The following is a 19,757-nucleotide window of genomic DNA, read 5'->3' on the forward strand; positions in this document are numbered from 1 at the left end:
GCTATGAGCGAAGATCGATCGAGCAACGGGCAGAAGTCATGGCTGGGTAAGCTCACCCAGGCTTTTGCCCACGAGCCGAAAAACCGCCAGGAGCTGCTGGAGCTGCTGCGCGATGCACACCAGAACAAACTGCTGGACAGCGAAGCACTGGCCATCGTCGAAGGCGCCATCCAGGTGGCTGACCTGCAGGTCCGGGACATCATGGTCCCGCGCTCGCAGATGGTCAGCATCAAGGCGACCCAGACACCCCGCGAGTTCCTGCCTGCCGTGGTCGACTCGGCCCACTCCCGCTACCCGGTGATCGGCGAAAGCCACGATGACGTGATGGGCGTATTGCTGGCCAAGGACTTGCTGCCGTTGATCCTCAAGGAGAACGGCGACAGCTTCAACATCAAGGACCTGCTGCGCCCGGCCACCTTCGTGCCGGAGTCCAAGCGCCTTAACGTGCTGCTGCGCGAATTTCGCGCCAACCACAACCACATGGCCATCGTCATCGACGAGTACGGCGGCGTGGCCGGTTTGGTGACCATCGAAGACGTGCTGGAACAGATCGTCGGCGACATCGAAGACGAACACGACGTCGAAGAAGACAGCTACATCAAGCCGCTGCCCAGCGGTGATTTCCTGATCAAGGCCCTGACGCCGATCGAGAACTTCAACGAGTTTTTCGACAGCGAGTTCTCCGACGATGAGTTCGACACCGTTGGCGGTCTGGTAATGAGCGCGTTCGGGCATTTGCCAAAACGTAACGAAATCACTGAAATCGGCCCGTACCGTTTCCGCATCCTGAACGCCGACAGCCGTCGGATTCACTTGCTTCGCCTGACGCCCATTGCTCGCTAAGGATTGAAATGCGCTGGACAACCCGCCCCGGCTGGCCCGGTAACCTGCTGGCCGTGGCGGCCGGTGCAATCACCACACTGGCCCTGGCGCCGTTCGATATCTGGCCACTGGCACTGCTCGCCGTCGGCCTGTTCTATGCCGGTCTGCGGGAACTGAGCCCACGTCAGGCGCTGGGTCGCGGCTGGTGTTTCGGTTTCGGCCTGTTCGGTGCCGGCACCAGCTGGATCTACTACAGCATTCACCACTTCGGCGGCGCCTCGGTCTTGCTGGCCGGCTTCCTGATGCTGCTCTTCACGGCGGCGATTGCCTGGTTCTTTGCCCTGCCCGCCTGGATCTGGGCGCGCTGGCTGCGCCGCAATGAGGCGCCGCTGGCCGACGCCCTGGCCTTCGCGGCGCTGTGGGTCGGCCAGGAAGCCTTCCGCGGCTGGTTCCTGACAGGCTTCCCGTGGCTGTATTCCGGGTACAGTCAGCTCGACGGCCCGCTGGCCGGGCTCGCGCCTATCGGCGGGATGTGGCTGATTTCCTTCACCCTGGCCCTGACAGCTGCGTTGATCTACAACGGCTTGCGCCTGGTTCGCACGGGGCGCAAAGGCTTCATTGCCGCCGGCGCATTGCTGTTGGTCGGTCCATGGCTGTTCGGCATGGCCCTCAAACATCATGCCTGGACCAGCCCGTCAGGCCCGCCACTGAGCGTCGCCGCCATTCAGGGCAACATCGAACAAAGCATGAAATGGGACCCAACGCAGCTCAACGCGCAACTAGCGTTGTACCGCGACATGAGTTTCAGCTCCAGGCGCGTCGATCTTCTCATCTGGCCGGAAACGGCGATCCCGGTGCTCAAGGAGTCCGCCGAGGGCTACCTGAACATGATGGGCAACTTCGCGGCCGAACGTAAATCGGCGTTGATTACCGGTGTCCCGGTCCGCATGGAGGTACGCCACGAGAAGCGTTTCTTCAATGGCATCACCGTTACCGGTGAAGGCGACGGCACTTACCTAAAGCAAAAACTGGTGCCGTTTGGTGAATATGTTCCGCTGCAGGATGTGCTGCGTGGGCTGATCGCATTCTTCGACCTGCCGATGTCGGACTTTGCCCGCGGCCCGGCCGACCAGCCTCTACTGCAAGCCAAGGGTTATCAGATCGCGCCGTTCATCTGTTATGAAGTGGTTTACCCCGAATTCGCCGCCAGCCTTGCCGCCCGCAGCGACTTGCTGCTGACCATCAGCAACGACACCTGGTTCGGCACCTCCATCGGCCCGCTGCAACACCTGCAGATGGCGCAGATGCGTGCGTTGGAGGCCGGCCGCTGGATGATCCGCGCCACCAACAACGGCGTGTCCGGCCTGATCAACCCGTTCGGTCAGATTACCGATCAGATCCCGCAGTTCGAGCGCGGCATCCTGTATGGCGAAGTGGTGCCGATGCACAACCTCACGCCGTACCTGGAATGGCGTTCGTGGCCATTGCTGATTCTCTGCGTGTTGTTGTTTGGCTGGGCACTGATTGCGAGCCGGATGGCCAAGACTGTCTAGAAAAGATCGCAGCCTGCGGCAGCTCCTACAGGGGATTGCATTCCAACTGTAGGAGCTGCCGCAGGCTGCGATCTTTTGATCTTTACCGGTAAAACAACGAATAACCGACCTGCCCCACCGCCTCGTTCATCAACTGCCCGTTCTGCCAGATCGCCTTGAACTCCGGCATCCAGCCACCCAGTGGCAGCCCATTGTCGCCGCCTAGAAACCCTACTGGCGCCGGCACCACCTCAAACCCGGCCTTGCGAAAACTCCAGACCGCTCGTGGCATATGCCAGGCATGAGTCACGAGCACCACACGCTTGACGCCCTGTGGCAGCAATACCTCGGCGCTGAACTGCGCATTTTCCCAGGTCGTGCGGCTGCGTCCTTCCTGCCAGCGCACGGTCACGCCAAAATCGTCGCGCAAGGAGTCAGCCATCATCTGCGCTTCGCTTGGCGGAGTGTCGTAATGCAGGCCGCCGCTGGTCAATACCGGCAGGCCGGAAGCCTTGGCCAGCCGCGCGGCAAAGCGTTGGCGTTCCAGCCCGACGCCCGTAGGCTGGTCAGCACCCCAGGCTGCGTCACCGCGCTCGCGCCCCGAGCCGAGGACCACGATGGCGTCCGCGCGTTGCCCCAGCACTGCCCATTCATCGCGGTCCAGCGGTGGCTCCCGCTCGAGCAAGCCGGCACTCCACTGCACCACCACCGGCAGGCTCATCAGCCAGAAACCACCCAGCCCCAGAGCAAAGCACGCACCGGCAAGCCTTGGCCTTGAACGGCGCCACCACCAGGCGAGCAAAAGCAGCAGCAATAGAATGCCGGGTGGCAAAAGAAGTTGTTTTACGAAATAACGAAAAGGCATTGAGCATCTCCCGGAGATGCCCGAAGCCTAAGTGGGTTGGCGCAATGCGACAATCATTACGGAAGGACTATGCTTCAAAAACACATGGAGCATGGCTCTGTGCCCTATTTGAACTGGAAAGACCGGACCTTTACCGCGTCTCTGCCGGGAACCTTATCCTTGAGCCAGATGATCTTGGCCGAACGTGGTACGTCGAGTTGCTTTACCGCTTCTGACAAGCATCCGTGTGTCTCACGCTCACTGCGATCCAGATACGCCTTGACCAGTGCAAACTCTGCGGGGCTCAAACCACGCAGTTCCAGTTCCAGAGGGTGTTCGTCGCGCAACCGGCCAGCGGTCCTTGCCGCATCCAGGGCCAAGGCCAAACGATCGATCAGCCTTTCGTACAGCTCCGGTTTTGTAGCTTTTTGCTGTGACTCAACCATCCCTCACCTCATTGGAAGATAAGACCTACTCCCCAGTTAGAGCTTAGCTTCCATGAACAAACCGGCTGAACGCCGCGACCAACGGCCCTCGCAGCGGTTTTTGCAGGACGTGCGGCAGCAATCAGGGTTTCCCTCGGTAGAGCGCGGTCATGTATGCTACGGCGCTTCCTGTAACTCCACTTCCAGCTCGGCTGGGCATCGAAAACGCCAATGTGGCGTGATCAACGTCCAGCGTTGCATTGAAGAGGATTAGGCCACCCCTATTCAGTTCAAAAGTAGCCATGCACGAACAATATCAGCCCCGTGAAATCGAAGCCGCCGCCCAGTCGTTCTGGGACGAGCAAAAGTCCTTTGAAGTCAGTGAACAGCCAGGCAAGGAGACTTACTACTGCCTGTCTATGTTCCCTTACCCCAGCGGCAAGCTACACATGGGGCATGTGCGCAACTACACCATCGGCGACGTGATCTCCCGCTACCAGCGCATGCAGGGCAAGAACGTTCTGCAACCCATGGGTTGGGACGCCTTCGGCATGCCGGCGGAAAACGCCGCGATGAAGAACAACGTAGCGCCCGCCAAGTGGACCTACGAAAACATTGCCTACATGAAATCCCAGCTGCGCAGCCTGGGCCTGGCGGTGGACTGGTCGCGCGAAGTGACCACCTGCAAGCCCGATTACTACCGCTGGGAACAATGGCTGTTCACCCGCCTGTTCGAAAAAGGTGTGATTTACAAGAAAAGCGGCACCGTGAACTGGGACCCGGTCGACCAGACCGTCCTGGCCAACGAGCAAGTGATCGACGGCCGCGGCTGGCGTTCCGGCGCGCTGATCGAAAAGCGCGAAATCCCGATGTACTACTTCAAGATCACCGCCTACGCGGATGAGCTGCTGGAGAGCCTCGACGAACTGACTGGCTGGCCTGAACAGGTCAAGACCATGCAGCGCAACTGGATCGGCAAATCCCGCGGCATGGAAGTGCAGTTCCCGTACAACGTCGATTCCATCGGCGAAGCGGGCGCGCTGAAAGTCTTCACCACCCGTCCGGACACCCTGATGGGCGCGACCTACGTCGCTGTCGCCGCCGAACACCACCTGGCCACCCTGGCCGCACAGAACAATCCCGAGCTGCAAGCGTTCATCGCTGAATGCAAGGGCGGCAGCGTGGCCGAAGCCGACGTCGCCACCCAGGAGAAAAAAGGCCTGCCGACCGGCCTGTTCGTCGAGCACCCGCTGACCGGCGAAAAACTGCCGGTCTGGGTCGCCAACTATGTGCTGATGCACTACGGCGACGGCGCGGTAATGGCGGTTCCAGCCCACGACGAGCGCGATTTCGAATTCGCCCACAAGTACAACCTGCCGGTCAAATCGGTAGTGCGCACCAGTTCCGGCGATAGCAACCCGACGCCATGGCAAGACGCCTACGGCGAGTACGGCACGCTGATCAATTCCGGCGAATTCGACGGCCTCGACTTCGCGGGCGCCTTCGACGCCATCGAAGTCGCGCTGATCAAGAAAGAACTGGGCGCCTCGCGTACCCAGTTCCGCCTGCGCGACTGGGGCATCAGCCGTCAGCGCTACTGGGGCTGCCCGATCCCGATCATCCACTGCAACACCTGCGGTGATGTGCCGGTACCGGAAGATCAATTGCCTGTCGTGCTGCCGGAAGACGTGGTGCCGGACGGCGCCGGTTCGCCACTGGCGCGCATGCCCGAGTTCTACGAGTGCAGCTGCCCTAAATGCGGCCAGCCTGCCAAGCGTGAAACCGACACCATGGACACCTTCGTCGAGTCGTCGTGGTACTACGCCCGCTACGCCTCGCCGCACTTTGAAGGTGGCCTGGTGGAAAAATCGGCGGCCGACCACTGGCTGCCGGTGGATCAGTACATCGGCGGTATCGAACACGCGATTCTTCACCTGCTCTACGCGCGCTTCTTCCACAAACTGATGCGCGACGAAGGCCTGGTGAGTTCCAACGAGCCGTTCAAGAACCTGCTGACCCAGGGCATGGTGATCGCCGAAACTTACTATCGTCGCGAAGCCAACGGCGCTTACACCTGGTTCAACCCGGCGGACGTCGAGCTTGAGCGTGACAGCAAAGCCAAGGTTATCAGCGCCAAGTTGAAAGCTGACGGCTTGCCGGTGGAAATCGGCGGCACCGAGAAGATGGCCAAGTCGAAGAACAACGGCGTCGACCCACAGTCGATGATCGACCAGTTTGGTGCAGACACCTGCCGCCTGTTCATGATGTTCGCCTCGCCACCTGACATGAGCGCGGAGTGGTCCGACTCCGGCGTAGAGGGTTCGCACCGTTTCCTCAAGCGCGTCTGGCGCCTGGCTCAAGCCCACGTCACTCAGGGCCTGCCGGGCAAGCTGGACGTCGCCAGCCTGAATGACGAGCAGAAAGCCGTTCGTCGCTCGATCCACCTCGCCATCAAGCAGGCCAGCCAGGACGTCGGCCAGAACCACAAATTCAACACTGCCATCGCTCAGGTGATGACGCTGATGAACGTGCTGGAAAAAGCCGCGCAAGCCACCGAACAGGATCGCGCACTGATTCACGAAGGCCTGGAAACCGTGACTCTGCTGCTGGCTCCGATCACGCCGCACATCAGCCACGAGCTGTGGAATCAACTGGGTCACGCTGGACCTGTGATCGACGCCGGTTGGCCGGTGGTGGATGACAGCGCGTTGGTACAGGACAGCCTGCAACTGGTGATTCAGGTCAACGGCAAGCTGCGTGGCCACATCGAAATGCCCGCCAGCGCCAGCCGCGAAGAAGTCGAAGCAGCCGCCCGTGCCAACGAGAACGTGCTGCGCTTCGTCGACGGTCTGACCATTCGTAAAGTGATCGTAGTGCCCGGGAAACTGGTCAATATCGTCGCCAGCTAATTGGATCAGGCGCCAGGTGAGCCTGGCGCCGAGTAAAACCTTTCGGGCCGCTTGATCGGCCCACATGGTTTCAAGGGGAGCAACAAGATGATCAAACGCAATCTGCTGGTGATGGGCCTCGCGGTTCTGCTGAGCGCCTGCGGTTTCCAGCTGCGCGGCACCGGCACCAATGAACTGGCGATCAAGGAACTCGACCTGAGCGCCCGTAACGCATATGGTCCAACCGTTACCCAGTTGCGTCAGGTACTGATTGGCAGCGGCGTCAACGTCTATACCGGCGCTCCTTACAAGCTGGTGCTGAGCAATGAGCAGGAAAGCCAGCGCATCCTCAGCTACGCAGGTGCCGGTCGTGCCGGCGAGTACCAGATCACCACCGTTTTGAACTACGACATCCGTGGTCGCGGCGATCTGCCACTGCTGAGCGACAAAATCGAAGTACAGAAGATCTATATGCACGACGGCAACAACCTGGTGGGCTCTGACCAGGAAGCTGAAACGGCCCGGACAGAAGGCCGCCGGGAGATGGTCCAGCGCATGATGCTGCGCCTGGAACAACTGAGCCCGACCCAACTGAACCAGTTGCAGCAGACTGCCGAAGCCAGGGCCAAGGCTGATGCCTCCGCGCTGGAAGCGGCAAAGAAGGCTGAAGCGGATACCCCGCGTCAGTCGCCTGTCGAACTGCCGCAGCAGTAAGACTTACGGGGCGCTCAGGCGCCCCGTTCGCCCTTTCTTATGAAACTCGCCCCCGCCCAACTCGCCAAACACCTGCAAGGCGCCCTTGCGCCGGTCTATATCATCAGCGGCGATGACCCGCTGCTGTGCCAGGAGGCGGCCGACGCCATTCGCGCTGCCGCCCGCCAGCAGGGATTCGATGAACGCCAGGTGTTTGCCGCCGACGCCAGTTTCGACTGGGGGACGTTGCTGCAAGCCGGTGCCAGCATGTCGCTGTTCGCCGAAAAACGCCTGCTGGAACTGCGCCTGCCGTCCGGCAAACCCGGCGACAAGGGTGCCGCCGCACTGATCGAATACTGCTCGCGCCCGGCCGACGACACCGTACTGCTGATCAGCTTGCCGAAGCTCGATGGCAGCGCACAGAAAACCAAGTGGGGTAAAGCGCTGGTCGAAGGACAGCAGACCCAGTTCGTGCAGATCTGGCCTGTCGATGTCGCCCAGTTGCCGAGCTGGATCCGCCAGCGCCTGTCCCAGGCCGGGCTTTCCGCCAGCCAGGACGCCGTTGAGCTGATCGCCGCGCGGGTCGAGGGCAACTTGCTGGCCGCGGCCCAGGAAATCGAAAAGCTCAAACTGATGGCCGAAGGAGGCCAGATCACCGTCGAAACCGTGCAGGCTGCGGTGGCCGACAGTGCGCGCTTCGATGTCTTCGGCCTGACCGATGCGGTGCTCAATGGCGAAGCGGCCCACGCGCTGCGCATGCTCGAAGGGCTGCGCGGCGAAGGCGTCGAGCCGCCGGTGATTCTCTGGGCCCTGGCGCGGGAGTTGCGCCTGCTGGCCAATATTTCCCTGCAATACAGCCAGGGTACGCCGCTGGACAAGGCCTTCAGCCTGGCCAAACCGCCAGTCTGGGACAAACGCAAACCGTTGATGAGCAAAGCCCTGCAACGCTACTCGGCGCAACGTTGGGCGCAACTGCTGCTCGAAGCGCAGCGCATTGATGCGCAGATCAAGGGCCAGGCGGCCGGTTCGCCGTGGATGAGTTTGAGCCGGTTGACGTTGTTGATGGCCGGGCAACGCCTGACGTTGCCCGCTGAATAGTCCGCTTTCCCGTGGCGAGGGAGCTTGCTCCCGCTCGGCTGCGCAGCAGCCGCAAAGCCGGCGAATGCGGCTTACCTGAAAAATAGGGATGGCTGGTTTTCAGGGTCGCTTCGCGACCCAACGAGAGCAAGCTCCCTCGCCACAGGTATCATTTCCTACACAATGTAGGGACTAGACAGACCCCGAACTTCGGCCGATGATTTGCCCCGCAAAAACCACTCACTTGCGAGGCATCATCATGAGCAAAAAGCCATCAAAGCTTGGCCCCAACAAGGCCAAATCCATCATCGCCCAGCCATTGTTCCGCAGCCGCCAGGAACGCCCGGCCAAGGGCAAAGGCAGTTACCGCCGCGAAGCCTTCCAGTCTGACAGCTGGGAGGCTTCTTACTTTCTGGCTGCATAAAGCAGAACACCCCTTCGACATGGTAAGGTCTGTACCTGATTCGTATTCCCTGGACCCGTGCATGCCCTTTTGTCTTTCCCGTCGTTGGCACTTACGCCAATTGATCGCTGCCTCCAGCCTTGTTTTGCTTGTCGCCTGTGCGGAAAAACCGACCGCAGCCGACGCTCAGCCGCTTCAGACGCTTCCTGTCGCCACCGCCCCGGCGGTTGTTCCGCCTGTGGTTCCGACCGGTGAGAACCTCGACATCCAGCCAACCCAGACCTTCGCCGAATGGCAGGCGGGTTTCCGCAAGGATGCCCTGGCCGCCGGTATCCGCGCCGATCTGTTCGACCGCGCCTTCGCCGATGTCAGCTTCGACCCCAGCGTGATCCGCGCCGACCGCAGCCAGCCGGAATTCGCAAAACCGGTGTGGGAATACCTCGACGGCGCCTTGTCGCCACTGCGGGTACGCAAAGGCCAGTCGCTGGTCAACCAATACGCTGATGTCCTGCAAAGTATCGAGCAGCGCTACGGCGTCGATCGCCAGGCACTGGTGGCGGTGTGGGGCATGGAGAGTAACTTCGGGCAGTTCCAGGGCAGCAAGTCGGTGATCAACTCGCTGGCGACCCTGGCCTACGAAGGTCGTCGTCCCGGTTTCGCCCACGCGCAATTGATCGCGGCCCTGCAAATCCTGCAACAAGGCGACATCGAACCCGAGAAGATGCTGGGTTCCTGGGCCGGCGCCATGGGCCAGACCCAGTTCATCCCGACCACCTACAACACCCATGCCGTGGACTTCGATGGTGACGGGCGCCGCGATATCTGGGGCAGCTCGGCCGATGCCCTGGCCTCGACCGCGCATTACCTGCAAAGCTCCGGCTGGCAAAGAGGTCAGCCCTGGGGCTTCGAAGTCCAGCTGCCGAGCGGTTTCAACTACGTACTGGCCGATGGCACGATTCGCAAGAGTGTCGCCGAGTGGCGACAACTGGGCGTTATGCTGCCCAACGGTGGCCAGGCCCCGGCCGGCTCCGAGCAATTGTCTGCCGCACTGTTGCTGCCGGCCGGTTACCGTGGCCCGGCCTTCCTGGTGCTCGACAACTTCCGGGCGATCCTCAAGTACAACAACTCGTCGTCCTACGCCCTGGGGGTGAGCCTGTTGTCGGAACGCTTCAATGGCGCAGGCCTGATCAGCGGCACGTGGCCAAAGGATGACCTGCCTCTGAGCCGTACCGAGCGGATTGAGCTGCAAAACCTGCTGAGCGCGCAAAACTATGACGCCGGCACCGCCGACGGGATCATCGGCGCCAACACCCGCAAGGCGATTCGCAGCGCCCAGCAGTCATTTGGCTGGCCGGCGGACGGGCATCCGACGCACAAGTTGCTGGAAGGACTGCGTAACCGCTAAAAGCTTCGCGAGCAGGCTCGCTCCCACATTAACGACACAAATCAATGTGGGAGCGAGCCTCCTCGCGATGACTGACTAACAGGCGATGAGGATCTAGCGCCTGACCACCACATCCTGCTCCAGCACCAATTCTTTGTTCCCGGCATCCAGCCTGACCAAGGCCCCCATGGGCAGCGTCAGGTTCGGGTCACAATGCCCACTGCGCCACCCGGACAGCACCGGAATCTTCAATGGCTCGAAGGTCTGCTTGAGCAACCTGTCCAGCGCTGCCACCTCAACCCCCGCCACATCCCCGACCAACACGCCGCGCAGCTTGTGCAACGTGCCTGCCAATCGCAGCTGGGTCAGCAACCGGTCGATGCGATACAGCGGCTCGTTGATGTCCTCGATCAACAGAATGACGCCCTCGGCATCTATCTCGTAAGGCGTGCCCATGGTCGCGGCGATCATGGCCAGATTGCCACCGAGCAAGCGCCCATGAGCCACACCTGGCTCGATCGTGGTCGGCGGGTAGGCTGCCGGATGAGCCAGCACTGTTCCCGCCCTCACCTGCCCTCGCAGCATGTTGAAGAAGGAAGGCTCCGTAGGTTTTTGCTTGTCACCCAGCAGGTCGGCATTGAGCATCGGACCATGAAAGGTCACGAAACCGGCATAACGGCTGATCGCCAAATGCAGCGCGGTGATGTCGCTGTAGCCGACAAACGGCTTGGCGTTGTCACGCAGCAAATCAAAATCAATGCGATCGAGCAGCCGGGGCGTGCCGTAACCACCCCGCAGGCAGATGATGGCATCCACCTCACTATCGGCGAACGCAGCATGCAGATCGCCAAGTCGCACCTCGTCACTACCGGCCAGGTAGCCGTTTTTTTCGTAGACCCCGGGAAACACTTTCAGTGAATAACCCCGGGCACGCATCCATTGCACCGCCTTGTCGGTCTCCAGCGGGGCTGGGCCAGCAGGTGCGATAACGCCGATCATGCCTTCCGACGGCAGTGCCGGGACGGGAGCATGAGGACAAAGAGTGTGGGTCGGTCGAGCGGTCATCCGTGAATCTCCCTGCGTGAAATCTTCAGCACACAGTAGTCAGGAACGGGGACAAACAGAAGAGGAACCGTTGCCCCGCAGGTTGCAGGAAAAAACAGCCGTTGCCATGGGCCAGGCAAAAAAACGCCCGCGAGGCGTTGAAACCTTGCGGGCGTTTTATGTTTCACAGTCGATCAGGACGACATCAGCTCGGCCTTGACCAGCTTGGCCTGCTCGTCGGCGTGATACGAGGAGCGTACCAACGGACCCGAGGCAACGTTCTTGAAGCCCATCTTGTAGCCTTCCTCGGCGAACCAGGCGAAGGTGTCCGGGTGCACGAAACGCTGCACCGGCAAGTGGCTGCGGGACGGTTGCAGGTACTGGCCGAGGGTCAGCATGTCGATGTCGTGCTCGCGCATGCGCTTCATGACTTCGATGACTTCTTCGTCGGTCTCGCCCAGGCCCAGCATCAAACCGGACTTGGTTGGAATGTGCGGCATCATCTGCTTGAAGCGTTGCAGCAGGGTCAGCGACCACTGGTAATCGGAACCCGGACGTGCAGCCTTGTACAGGCGCGGCACGGTTTCCAGGTTGTGGTTGAACACATCCGGCGGCTCGGCGGCGGTGATTTCCAGCGCGATGTCCATGCGGCCACGGTAGTCCGGGACCAGGGTTTCGAGCTGCACGTTCGGCGACAGCTTGCGGATTTCACGGATGCAGTCGGCAAAGTGCTGGGCACCGCCGTCACGCAGGTCGTCGCGGTCTACCGAGGTGATCACTACGTACTTGAGGCGCAGATCGGCAATAGCGATGGCCAGGCTTTCCGGCTCATTGACGTCCAGTGGCTTCGGACGACCGTGGCCAACGTCGCAGAACGGGCAACGACGGGTGCAGATGTCACCCATGATCATGAACGTCGCGGTGCCACCGGAGAAGCACTCGCCCAGGTTCGGGCAGGACGCCTCTTCGCACACGCTGTGCAGCTTGTGTTTGCGCAACAGGGCCTTGATGCGGTCGACTTCCGGAGATACCGGGATACGGACACGAATCCAGTCAGGTTTCTTCGGCAGTTCGGTGGTCGGAATGATCTTCACCGGGATGCGTGCAACCTTTTCGGCGCCGCGCAGCTTGACGCCGGCTTCAACCTTGGGACGCGGGGCCGGGCGCTCGGTGACATCGAGCGTCGGGATCATGGTTTGCACTGCATCAGTAGTCATATCAGTCGATTCCGCCCGTCAGGGTCGTCTGCTCAGCATAGTCGAGGTGTTTGACGAGCTGCGCACGCAGCCGGGCACTTACCTCGGCAAATTCAATCGATCCTGCGTGATCGCTCAGCTGGGTCATCGCCAGCCCGGCGTAGCCGCAGGGATTAATCCGTCGAAACGGTTCCAGGTTCATGTCCACGTTCAGGGCCAGGCCGTGAAAGGAACAGCCGTGGCGGATCCGCAGACCCAGGGAAGCGATTTTCGCCCCGTCAACGTAGACACCCGGTGCATCGGGCTTGGCCACGGCGGTCACACCGTAACTGGCCAGCAGCTCGATCAGGCATTGCTCCATCCGGCTGACCAGATCGCGCACGCCAAACCCGAGCTTGCGCACGTCCAGCAGTAGATAAGCCACCAGCTGGCCGGGGCCGTGGTAGGTCACCTGACCACCACGGTCGACCTGCACCACCGGAATATCCCCGGGAAGCAGCAGGTGCTCGGCCTTGCCGGCCTGGCCCTGGGTGAACACCGCGGGATGCTCAACCAGCCAGATCTCGTCGGCGGCATCGCTGCCGCGTTCGTTGGTGAAGCGCTGCATGGCATGCCAGACTGGCTCGTAAGCCATCTGGCCGAGTTCGCGAAAGCCCAGCGTGCCAGACATCACAGCACCATGTGCACGAAACCGGTGGCCCGCAGCTCGCTGTTGATGTTGTACAGCTGGTCCTGGTCGGTCGCGACGATGTGCAACTGAATGGTGGTGTATTTGCCGTTGCTGCTCTGGCGCTCGTCAACACGTTCATCGTTGATCGTTGCATGTTTGCGAACGATGTCGATGATCCTGTCCTTGTTGCCCACGCCGGTGTCGCTGATCACCTTAACCGGGTAATCATTGGCTGGGAATTCGATTTTTGGCGCCTTTACTTCGGTATCGGTCATGGCGTAACGGCCTCGTAAGCGTAAGCCGTGGCGACGGGCATGGCTGCGCGCCAGTTCAGCGCGGAGCCATGCAGGTGCACACTAAATTCAGTTGAACAAGCCGAAGAAGAATAGACGGATGCTATCCCACATGCGGCGGAAGATACCACCTTCCTCGACGGCGTCCAGAGCGATCAGATCGGCGCTGTGCACCACCTTGTCGTCCAGTTTCACTTCGACTTTACCGATCACGTCGCCCTTGGCGATTGGCGCGATCAGTTGCGGGTTCATGGTCATGCTGGCAGCGAGCTTTTTCAGCTGGCCTTTTGGCAGGGTCATGGTCAGGTCTTGCGCCAGGCCAGCCTTGATCTGGTTGGTGGAGCCTTTCCAGACTGGAGCCTGAGCCAGCTCGGTGCCCTTCTGATAGAAGGTCTGGGTTTCGAAGAAACGGAAACCGTAGGTCAGCAGCTTCTGGGTTTCGGCGGCACGGGCCACTTCGCTGTTGGTACCGAACACCACGGCGATCAGGCGCATGCCATCACGTACGGCCGAAGACACCATGCAGTAGCCGGCTTCGTCGGTGTGGCCGGTTTTCAGACCGTCGACGGTCTTGTCACGCCACAACAGCAGGTTGCGGTTCGGTTGCTTGATGCCGTTCCAGAAGAACTCTTTCTGCGAGTAGATCGCGTAGTGAGCCGGGTCTTCGTGAATGATTGCGCGAGCCAGTACCGCCATGTCGTGAGCCGACGAGTAGTGCTCCGGGTTCGGCAGACCGGTCGGGTTCATGAAGTGGCTGTTGGTCATGCCCAGGTCGCTAACGGTTTTGTTCATCATGTCGGCGAATGCGTCTTCGCTGCCGGCGATGTGCTCGGAGAGCGCAACACTGGCGTCGTTGCCCGACTGGATGATGATGCCGTGCAGCAGATCGCTGACGGTGACCTGAGAGCCGACCTTGATGAACATCCGCGAACCGCCGGTACGCCAGGCGTTTTCGCTGACGGTTACCGGGTCGTTTTCACCGATCTGGCCACGACGGATTTCCAGGGTCGCGATGTACGCGGTCATCAGCTTGGTCAGGCTGGCCGGTGGCAGACGCTGGTCACCATTGTTCTCGACCAGCACGTTGCCGCTGCTGGCATCCATGAGCACGTAGGCCTTGGCGGCCAGTTGCGGTGGCGACGGCATCATCTCGACCGCGAACGCGGCGGGCGAGAGGAGCAGCGGGACTAACAGGAAAAGGCGTTTGGCAAAGGTGGTGATGTTCATCCGTCTCTCGAAATCGCTAATGGAAACTGCCCAAGGGCAAAACTAATCAGATGACTTTCTAACGAGTCATCGCGTGTTCAGTTGCTCACTCCAATCACCCTTTGCCGGGCTTTTGTTCTTCGAAGAGCCAACAACCTGGTTCACCCCCCAAAACCGCAGATGAACCGTCAATCAAGTCCTACGTATTACTCAGTCACAACGCTTGGCGAACCGAGATTGGCCAGGCGCACACTGTTCTGCACCTGCTGGATTTCACCCGGCGATCCGATCGGACCCAGGCGAACCCGATGCAGGGTCTGCTGATTGCGCACGATCGAACTGATGAACACCGGAGCGCTCACCGTCCCGCTGAGCTTCGATCTCAGGAGTTCTGCAGCGTCCGGGTTGGCGAACGCGCCCACCTGCAGATACTGGCCAGAGGCTGGTGCAGAAGCGTTTTTTTTTGCATCAAGCTGCACAGGCACCACCGCGGCGGCGTGTTGCTGTGGCGGCGGTGTCCATTGCTCGACGGTGCCGGCCGAAGCCGTGATCACCGGGGCGCTATTGTGTGCGACTTTCGGTTCGTTGAGCATTAATGGTGCCGGACGGCCCTTGGCGGCCCACCATTGCTGCGGGTCGATGCCTTCGACCTTGACCCGCGCGGTGCCGGTTTCGGCGTAACCGAGTTTCTTGGCGGCAGCGTAGGACAAGTCGATGATCCGGTCCGAGTAGAACGGACCGCGGTCGTTGACTCGCAGGATCACGCTCTTGTTGTTGTCCAGGTTGGTCACCCGGACGTAACTTGGCAGTGGCAATGTCTTGTGCGCGGCACTCATGCCGTACAGGTCATACACTTCGCCGTTGGCGGTGTTCTGGCCGTGGAACTTGGTGCCGTACCAGGACGCCGTACCCGACTGCACATAGGTCTTGGACTCTTGCAGCGGGAAGTAAGTCTTGCCCAGCACAGTGTACGGGTTGGCCTTGTACGGGCCGGTGTGCAGGGTCGGCGTGGCGTCCGGGATACGCGAAACATCGACATCCCACCATGGCGCGCCATCCTTGTGGGCGCGGTTGATGTCCAGCCCCGGCGTCGTGCGCACGGAGGCGGTGGATTTCTGGGCCGGCGCGCGGCTGGTCGAACAACTGGCGACCAGCACTGCCAACGCGGCGAATGCCATCAGCTTCAGGGGTTTACTCATAGGCAATGCCCGCATTACTTGACGCCCCGTGCTTGGACCAGCTGTTCAGACAGTTGATGTACGGCCATGGCGTACATCACGCTGCGGTTATATCGCGTGATCGCGTAAAAATTCTTCAGGCCCATCCAGTACTCGGAGCCATTGTCGCCTTCCAGGCGGAAAGCAGTAACCGGCATATCATCGCGCAGCGCATCATGACTTGACCACCCCAGCGCTCGCAACTCCCCGACGGTTTTCGTCGGTTCGATTCCAGTGGTCAAACCCTCGTCGACCTGATCGCCACGGACATCGGCGCGGCTGACTACCGGTTCGCCGGCGACCCAGCCATGACGCTTGAAGTAACTGGCGACACTGCCGATGGCATCGTCCGGGTTGGTCCAGATGTTGATATGGCCATCACCGTCGAAATCCACCGCATAGGCGCGGAAACTGCTCGGCATGAATTGCGGCAAGCCCATTGCGCCAGCGTAGGAGCCTTTGAGCGTCAACGGATCGACCTGCTCTTCGCGGGCCAGCAGCAGGAACTCACGCAATTCCTTGCGGAAAAACTCGGCACGGGGAGGATAGTCGAAACCCAGGGTCGACAAGGCATCGATCACCCGGAAATTTCCGGTATTACGGCCGAAAAAGGTTTCAACGCCAATGATCGAAACAATCACCTGGGCCGGCACACCATATTCCTGCTCGGCACGGGCCAACACCGCTTCGTGCTGACGCCAGAAGTCCACACCCCGGGCTATGCGCGCATCGGTGATGAACATCGGGCGATATTCGCTCCACTGTTTGACCCGTTCGGCGGGTTTCGAGATGGCGTCCAGAATCGACTGCTTGCGCTCGGCTTCGCGGAACACGCCCATCAATTGTTCACCGGCGAAACCGTAGTCGCGGGTCATTTCACCGACGAACTCGGCCACCTGGGGTGAGCCTTCGTAGTCGCCGGCCAACGCTTCCTGCATGGTGCCAAGGATGCTTACCAGGCCGACCCATGGCGCGTATCGAGTCGCCCAGCCACGCATTACTTGCATTGAAAATTTCACCTTATTCAAACCTGCGCGATCCACTTGCGATGGGTATGGATCGACATCAAAACCCCAAACGCTGACAGTAGCGTCACCAGCGAAGTTCCTCCGTAGCTAATGAACGGCAACGGCACCCCCACCACCGGCAACAGGCCACTGACCATACCGATGTTGACGAAAACATAAACAAAAAACGTCATGGTCAGGCTGCCCGCGAGCAACTTGCCGAACAATGTCTGCGCCTGGGCGGTAATCACCAGGCCACGGCCGATCAACAGCAGGTAGATCAGCAACAGCGCGCAGATCCCCACCAGGCCGAACTCTTCACCCAATACGGCAATGATGAAGTCGGTATGGCTTTCCGGCAGGAAGTCCAGGTGCGACTGGGTGCCCAGCAACCAGCCCTTGCCAAACACACCGCCGGAGCCGATGGCGGCCTTGGACTGGATGATGTTCCAGCCGGTGCCTAGCGGGTCACTTTCCGGGTCGAGGAAGGTGAGGACGCGCTGCTTCTGGTAATCGTGCATCACGAAATACCACATGGCCACGGACACCGGCACGGCGGCAGCGAGCACGCTGAGGATCCAGCGCCAGCGCAGGCCGCCCATGAACAGCACGAAGGCGCCCCCCGCCAGAATCAGCAATGAAGTGCCGAGGTCGGGCTGACGCACGATCAGGATGAATGGCAAGCCGATCAGGAACAGACTCACCCCCACATGCTTGAGTTGCGGCGGCAAGGTGCGTTTGGACAGGTACCAGGCGATGGTCGCCGGCATCAGGATCTTCATGAATTCCGAAGGCTGGAAGCGGATCACTCCGGGAATGTTGATCCAGCGCGTGGCGCCCATGGCGTTGTGCCCCATGATGTCGACCACTACCAGCAACAGTACGCCGAGCACATAACCCACCGGGACCCAGCGGGCCATGAAGCGTGGCTCGAACTGGGCGATGACGATCATCGACACCAGGCCGATGCCGAAAGAAGTGGCTTGTTTGGCCAGCAGATCCCAGCTTTTGCCACTGGCCGAATAGAGTACGAACAGGCTGCCGGCCGCCAGGGTAAGCAGCAGGATCAGCAACGGGCCGTCGATGTGCAGGCGTTGCAGCAGCGTCGCACGGCGACGCATCACATCCTCACTGGAGAGCATGCGATCGAAGTTATTCATCACGGGCGGTAGCCTCTGCACTGATAGGGCTGGCGTATTCGGGCTTCAACCGACCGTCCTGGTCCAGGAGCCAGGCATCCATGATCTGGCGCACCACTGGCGCGGCAACGCCGGAGCCGGACTCGCCGTTCTCGACCATCACCGACACCACGATTTTCGGGTCGTCGGCCGGCGCGAAACCGACGAACAGGGCGTGGTCGCGATGGCGTTCCTGAACCTTGGAACGGTCATACTTCTCACCCTGTTTGATCGCGACCACCTGGGCCGTACCCGACTTGCCAGCGATTCGGTATTGCGCACCGATCGAGGCCTTGCGTGCCGTACCGCGAGCACCGTGCATCACCTGCTGCATACCGTGATTGACCTTGTTCCAGTCCGACGGGTCGCGCAGGATGATGTCCGGCATCGGATTCTCATCCACCGGTTTCACGCCCTCGATGGTCTTGGCCAGGTGCGGACGGTTCCAGACGCCTTTGTTGGCGACCAGGGCGGTGGCCTGGGCCAGTTGCAACGGGGTCGACTGCATATAGCCCTGGCCAATCCCGAGAATCAGCGTCTCACCCGGGAACCACGCCTGCCGACGGGTCGCACGCTTCCATTCGCGGGACGGCATCAGCCCAGGCGATTCTTCGAACATGTCCAGCGAGACTTTCTGGCCGATGCCGAATTTGGTCATGTATGCCGACAGCCGATCGATCCCCAGCTTGTGGGCCAGGTCATAGAAGTAAGTGTCGTTGGAACGCATGATCGCCGTATCAAGGTCGACAAAGCCGTCGCCGGTGCGGTTCCAGTTACGGTATTTGTGATCGTAGTTGGGCAGCATGTAGTAACCCGGGTCGAACACTCGTGACGACGCCGTCACCACGCCCGCGTCCAGACCGGCAATCGCCACCGCCGGTTTGATCGTCGAACCCGGCGGGTACAGGCCGCGCAATACGCGGTTGAACAGCGGCCGGTCGATAGAGTCGCGCAGCTCGGAATAGGCCTTGAAGCTGATGCCGGTGACAAACAGGTTCGGGTCGAAACTCGGTTGGCTGACCATCGCCAGCACTTCGCCGGTTTTCGGGTCCAGTGCTACCACCGCGCCACGACGACCACCGAGCGCAGCTTCGGCGGCTTCCTGCAATTTGATGTCCAGGCTCAGGACGATGTCCTTGCCGGGAATCGGATCGGTACGCTTGAGCACGCGCAGTACGCGGCCGCGAGCGTTGGTTTCAACTTCTTCGTAGCCCACCTGGCCGTGCAACTCGGGCTCATAAAAACGCTCGATGCCGGTTTTGCCGATGTGGTGGGTGCCGCTGTAATTGACCGGATCGAGGGACTTGAGCTCTTTCTCGTTGATCCGCCCCATGTAACCGACCGAGTGCGCAAAGTGCGCACCCTGCGGATAGTGGCGCACCAGTTGCGCGACCACTTCCACCCCAGGCAGGCGGAACTGGTTCACGGCGATCCGGGCGATCTGCTCTTCGCTCAGCTCAAACAGGATCGGCACCGGTTCGAACGGCCGGCGCCCCTGGCGCATGCGCTTCTCGAAAATCACCCGATCCTCGGGTGTCAGCTCCAGCACTTCGACAATCACGTCGAGCACTTTCTGCCAGTCGCCGGACCGCTCGCGGGTCATGCTCAGGCTGAAGCTGGGCCGGTTATCGGCGATCACCACGCCGTTGCGGTCGAAAATCAGCCCGCGAGTCGGCGGAATCGGCTGCACGTGGACGCGGTTGTTTTCCGACAGGGTCGAGTGGTACTCGTACTGGATCACCTGCAGGAAATACAAACGCGCGATCAGCACGCAGATCAGCGCCACCACCGCAATTGCCCCGAACACGACGCGGCCACGCACCAGACGGGCGTCTTTTTCGTGGTCCTTGATGCGGATCGGCTGAGACATGAGGGCAG

General features: G+C 60.9%; 18 protein-coding genes. 7 read left to right on the forward strand and 11 right to left on the reverse strand.

The genetic code is table 11. The features are described 5' to 3' along the window. The first annotated feature begins 3 nt into the window (after positions 1–3). Together AC3IT9_RS25600 and lnt are read left to right on the forward strand one after the other, a co-directional pair. The gene (locus AC3IT9_RS25600) at positions 4–843 is read left to right on the forward strand and encodes a CorC family transporter (protein ID WP_027924283.1); all 840 of its coding nucleotides are present in this window, start codon (positions 4–6) and stop codon (positions 841–843) included. Positions 844–851: 8 nt separating this feature from the next. Further along, positions 852–2,375, forward strand: a complete 1,524-nt coding sequence (gene lnt / locus AC3IT9_RS25605; protein ID WP_489271305.1) for an apolipoprotein N-acyltransferase — start codon at positions 852–854, stop codon at positions 2,373–2,375. 82 nt (positions 2,376–2,457) lie between these two features. Here the strand turns inward: lnt and AC3IT9_RS25610 are convergent, their stop codons facing one another. Both AC3IT9_RS25610 and AC3IT9_RS25615 read right to left on the reverse strand, forming a co-directional pair. Continuing rightward, positions 2,458–3,219, reverse strand: coding sequence for a YdcF family protein (locus AC3IT9_RS25610; RefSeq protein WP_489271306.1), 762 nt, complete (start codon positions 3,217–3,219; stop codon positions 2,458–2,460). A 104-nt stretch (positions 3,220–3,323) separates the two neighbouring features. After that, positions 3,324–3,644 carry a hypothetical protein gene (locus AC3IT9_RS25615; protein ID WP_108216349.1) on the reverse strand — a complete coding sequence of 107 codons (321 nt, stop codon included), beginning with the start codon at positions 3,642–3,644 and terminating at the stop codon, positions 3,324–3,326. A 281-nt stretch (positions 3,645–3,925) separates the two neighbouring features. Here AC3IT9_RS25615 and leuS point away from each other — a divergent pair, with 281 nt between their 5' ends. From leuS to AC3IT9_RS25640, 5 genes are all read left to right on the forward strand, one after another. Beyond that, positions 3,926–6,532, forward strand: a complete 2,607-nt coding sequence (gene leuS / locus AC3IT9_RS25620) for a leucine--tRNA ligase (RefSeq protein ID WP_151214180.1) — start codon at positions 3,926–3,928, stop codon at positions 6,530–6,532. A gap of 87 nt (positions 6,533–6,619) precedes the next feature. Continuing rightward, positions 6,620–7,225, forward strand: a complete 606-nt coding sequence (locus AC3IT9_RS25625) for an LPS-assembly lipoprotein LptE (RefSeq protein ID WP_489271307.1) — start codon at positions 6,620–6,622, stop codon at positions 7,223–7,225. A gap of 39 nt (positions 7,226–7,264) precedes the next feature. After that, positions 7,265–8,302: a DNA polymerase III subunit delta gene (holA, locus tag AC3IT9_RS25630; RefSeq protein ID WP_150755365.1), complete on the forward strand. Its 1,038-nt coding sequence runs from the start codon at positions 7,265–7,267 to the stop codon at positions 8,300–8,302. Positions 8,303–8,540: 238 nt separating this feature from the next. Continuing rightward, positions 8,541–8,705: an alternative ribosome rescue factor ArfA gene (arfA, locus tag AC3IT9_RS25635; RefSeq protein ID WP_150755366.1), complete on the forward strand. Its 165-nt coding sequence runs from the start codon at positions 8,541–8,543 to the stop codon at positions 8,703–8,705. A 61-nt stretch (positions 8,706–8,766) separates the two neighbouring features. After that, entirely contained in the window at positions 8,767–10,089 is a 1,323-nt protein-coding gene (locus AC3IT9_RS25640) for a lytic murein transglycosylase (protein WP_489271308.1), read from the forward strand. Between the two features lie 93 nt (positions 10,090–10,182). Here the strand turns inward: AC3IT9_RS25640 and AC3IT9_RS25645 are convergent, their stop codons facing one another. From AC3IT9_RS25645 to mrdA, 9 genes are all read right to left on the reverse strand, one after another. Beyond that, positions 10,183–11,133, reverse strand: coding sequence for a S66 peptidase family protein (locus tag AC3IT9_RS25645; protein ID WP_489271309.1), 951 nt, complete (start codon positions 11,131–11,133; stop codon positions 10,183–10,185). A 173-nt stretch (positions 11,134–11,306) separates the two neighbouring features. Then, complete coding sequence (gene lipA / locus AC3IT9_RS25650; protein ID WP_162130289.1) at positions 11,307–12,305, reverse strand: lipoyl synthase; 999 nt, start codon at positions 12,303–12,305, stop codon at positions 11,307–11,309. Positions 12,306–12,330: 25 nt separating this feature from the next. Then, entirely contained in the window at positions 12,331–12,978 is a 648-nt protein-coding gene (lipB, locus tag AC3IT9_RS25655) for a lipoyl(octanoyl) transferase LipB (protein ID WP_223449073.1), read from the reverse strand. Beyond that, positions 12,978–13,253, reverse strand: coding sequence for a DUF493 domain-containing protein (locus AC3IT9_RS25660; RefSeq protein ID WP_095941984.1), 276 nt, complete (start codon positions 13,251–13,253; stop codon positions 12,978–12,980). The genes lipB and AC3IT9_RS25660 overlap by 1 nt, the downstream gene beginning before the upstream one ends. 87 nt (positions 13,254–13,340) lie before the next feature. Continuing rightward, positions 13,341–14,498, reverse strand: a complete 1,158-nt coding sequence (locus tag AC3IT9_RS25665; protein ID WP_150726959.1) for a D-alanyl-D-alanine carboxypeptidase family protein — start codon at positions 14,496–14,498, stop codon at positions 13,341–13,343. Positions 14,499–14,683: 185 nt separating this feature from the next. After that, positions 14,684–15,691, reverse strand: a complete 1,008-nt coding sequence (locus AC3IT9_RS25670; RefSeq protein ID WP_489271310.1) for a septal ring lytic transglycosylase RlpA family protein — start codon at positions 15,689–15,691, stop codon at positions 14,684–14,686. Next, positions 15,691–16,701 (reverse strand): lytic murein transglycosylase B, encoded by a 1,011-nt coding sequence (gene mltB, locus AC3IT9_RS25675; protein ID WP_008052379.1) that lies wholly within the window; start codon positions 16,699–16,701, stop codon positions 15,691–15,693. Before mltB ends, AC3IT9_RS25670 begins: the two co-directional genes overlap by 1 nt. Before the next feature lie 17 nt (positions 16,702–16,718). After that, positions 16,719–17,822: a rod shape-determining protein RodA gene (gene rodA / locus AC3IT9_RS25680; protein ID WP_053162859.1), complete on the reverse strand. Its 1,104-nt coding sequence runs from the start codon at positions 17,820–17,822 to the stop codon at positions 16,719–16,721. Between the two features lie 31 nt (positions 17,823–17,853). Then, entirely contained in the window at positions 17,854–19,749 is a 1,896-nt protein-coding gene (gene mrdA, locus AC3IT9_RS25685) for a penicillin-binding protein 2 (RefSeq protein WP_150726956.1), read from the reverse strand. Positions 19,750–19,757 lie beyond the last annotated feature (8 nt).

The sequence above is a fragment of the Pseudomonas sp. KH_046_1 genome, from assembly GCF_057839025.1.